Annotated in this window: 2 protein-coding genes; both read left to right on the top strand. The window is 56.6% G+C overall.

Features of this window, described 5'->3' with window-relative positions:
• The first annotated feature begins 83 nt into the window (after positions 1–83).
• The gene (locus VGE80_RS07655) at positions 84–2780 is read left to right on the top strand and encodes a heavy metal translocating P-type ATPase (RefSeq protein ID WP_440592229.1); all 2697 of its coding nucleotides are present in this window, start codon (positions 84–86) and stop codon (positions 2778–2780) included.
• A 22-nt stretch (positions 2781–2802) separates the two neighbouring features.
• The coding region (locus VGE80_RS07650) for a hypothetical protein (protein WP_440592228.1) at positions 2803–3145 on the top strand (343 nt) is incomplete at its 3' end.

Below are 3145 nucleotides of genomic sequence, written 5' to 3'. Positions count from 1 at the left end.
CAAGTCCATAGCGATGAAATTCCACAGCGAGGCGGAGCTTTCGTGCGGACAACTACGGCGTTTTGGTGTGTGGAGTCTCAACAATGTTTGATTGCGAAGTGCTCGCGTGTGAAGCTGGCGCTCTGAAAATTCAAAGCGATTCTCTCTTTTCAGATCTGAGCAGCACGCGAGCCAAGGCGATTCTTGGATGTATCCTGGGAGCCGATCCGGATGCCGAGATCTCAATTACGGGGGGAGGGGCGACCGGGCGGAAAGCTGTCGCCGAGATTCGGCACAATCATGCGTCACCGACGGGATTCCTCAAATCCATCGTCGCCAGGATTCGCAGCCTGGTGGAACCGCCCGCAACTGCGAGCACGCCGACGGACATCCATGCTCGCAATCAAAAGCCGGTCTATGATGGGGTACTGACTGGAAGACCTGTTGTTGCCGGTGACGGCGCTTCGGTGAAATCTCATCGTGGTTCGCGAAACGGTCAGGTGGCAGGCCAGAACGGCACTACTGCACATTCCTCTGCGGAACGCGCTCCATCTGTTTCGCTCGCAGATATCTTGCTGATGCCGGATCGCAAGGGAGTGACGCGAGTTGGGCGCAACGGCAATCATGCAACTGCCTGGGAGATCATTCACGAAATACCCGGTCGACTTCGATTGAAGCACCCTGCTCTGTATCGCCGTAAGGACGTGTGTCAGAGCATCGAACGTGAATTGATGAGCATGCTGGGGGTCGATAGTTATAAAACGCGCTCTTCGACAGGAACCTTACTCGTCACTTACAACCAACGTGATCTGCGCAAGGATCAGGTGATTACGATTCTGGATCGGGCCATCGCCCGGGCAGAACTCTCTCCGCACCTGGACCCGCCAGACCTGGATTTTCCGCTGGCCATCGCCTCTGTTCCGTTGGCCGCAGTCGCGCAATTTGCGTTTCCTCCGCTCTTGCCTGTCGCGGGTCTGTTGTTCGGCTACACGTCGATCACCACGTTTAAGGAAGCCTACCATGTGCTCGTCCACGAACGACGACTCGGTGTCGATGTTCTGGATGCCATCGTCGTGACCGGTTGTGTAATCACTGGACAGATCTTCGCTGGCTCGGTTCTGTGCTTGTGCCTCAGCTTCGGTCGCATGCTGGTGAAGAAGACCCAGGATGATTCAAAGCGACTGCTGGTGCAGGCGTTCGGAAAGCAGGCTCAATTCGTCCGTCTGCTTCGAGATGGAGAAGAAGTTGAGACGCCGCTGGATGAGCTGAAAAAAGGTGATGTCATCGTCGTCCATACGGGAGATGCGGTTCCGGTTGACGGCGTTGTCAAAGACGGAATGGCGATGATCGATCAGCACGCCCTGACCGGTGAATCGACGCCGTCCGAGAAGTCTCCAGGGGACAAAGTATTCGCCTCGACACTGATGGTCGCAGGGAAAGTCTATGTCGAAGTCGAAAACGCGGGGAGCGAGACTACATCCTCCAAAATCGCACAAATCCTGAACGATTCCGCAGGATACAAGCTAACGAGTCAGCACAAAGGTGAGCGAATGGCGGATAAGGCCGTCATTCCGACGCTGGCCATCGCAACCGCAGGCATGGCGACTCTGGGACCGCAAGGCGCAGTGGCCATTCTGAACAGTGATTTCGGCACCGGGATCCGGATGGCGGCTCCCCTGGGAATGCTGACATCACTAGCGCTTTGTGCCCACAAGGGAATCCTTGTCAAGGACGGTCGGGCACTTGAGTTGATGAACGATATCGACACTGTGTTGTTTGATAAGACTGGTACCCTGACAAGAGAACGCCCGGAAGTCGGGCATATCATTCCCTTCAACGGGCATGAACGAAACCGCCTGTTGCAGCTGGTTGCGTCTGCAGAGCAGCGGTTCTCGCACCCGATTGCCAAATCGATCGTGCTGGAATTTGAAAAGACCGGCATGCCGATGCTCCCGATCGACGATTCGAAGTATCAGGTGGGTTATGGCCTGGAGGCCGTTATCGATGGTCACACGGTCAAAGTCGGAAGCATTCGCTATATCAAGCTCGAGCAAATCGAGATTCCTGTGGAAGTGCAGGAAGTCGTCGAGGTGGCTCACCGCGAAGGACACACCCTGGTGATGGTGGCTCTGGACGGCGTCTTTGCAGGGGTCATCGAACTGCGAGCCTCGCAGCGGCCTGAAGTGATCAGCATCATCAAGGGGCTGAGAGACCGCGGAATCAAGCACATCGCCATCATTTCAGGTGACCACGAAGGGCCGACGAAAAAGTTGGCCGAAAGCCTTGGAATGGACGAGTACTTTGCCGGCGTGCTGCCCGGTGACAAAGCGGACTATGTCGAGCGGCTCCAGAAACAGGGACGCAAGGTCTGCTTCGTAGGTGACGGGATCAACGACTCAATCGCACTCAAGAAGGCCAACGTCTCGATCTCGCTTCGCGGTGCCTCGTCGATCGCAACCGATACCGCCCAGATCGTGTTTATGGAAGAGAGTCTGCATCGGCTCTGTGAGCTTCGAGATATCGCGCGGGACCTGGATAAGAACGTGCGAAACAGTTGGTACCTGATCTTGGCGCCGAACCTACTGTGTATTGCGGGGGCCTTTACGATGGGCTTCGGCATCATGGCATCGGTGATCACAAACAATGTGGCTGCCATGGCCGCACTGGCCAATGGAATGATGCCGCTGAAACGGATCGCAGACGAACAGGCGATGAAGCAGGCACAGAAGGAGATGACCCTGCTCGTCACCGAGTCGCTGGATGCCGCTCATAAATCACAGGTTCACCTGCAACCCGCCTGACACTCACTGTAGAGAGCAGACTATGACTGACAAGAAATCGGGAAAGGGAAAAGATCACCCGTCGAACCACAAGCAGCACGGCCACAGGCCACAACGTGCTGCGAATGGTGGGCTGGCGGAATCAACTCCTGAGTCACATGCCGTCCAGTCAGTTGCATCGGCGCACGCAGAGTCGGGGGCAGAGTCACATGCCAGCCACGCTGCAGCAGAACAGTCAGAGCGTACGGCTGCAGCCATGGCCGACCGGGTCTCGCCAGGGGAACTCAGTCAGCCAGAGGCATCGGAGGCCAGTCAGATTCCGGTGGCGGCTCCCGACGTTGAATCTCTGGAGAATTCGCAAGCAACGGCCGGAGTAGCCAGCCATC

The sequence above is a fragment of the Schlesneria sp. genome, from assembly GCF_036405755.1.
In the GTDB taxonomy this organism is placed as follows: domain Bacteria; phylum Planctomycetota; class Planctomycetia; order Planctomycetales; family Planctomycetaceae; genus Schlesneria; species Schlesneria sphaerica.
This window is presented reverse-complemented; position numbering and strand designations above follow the sequence as displayed.

Excerpts from the sequence above, each read along its gene's own strand:
- VGE80_RS07655 (WP_440592229.1), top strand. The coding sequence starts at position 84 with ATGTTTGATTGCGAAGTGCTCGCGTGTGAAGCTGGCGCTCTGAAAATT.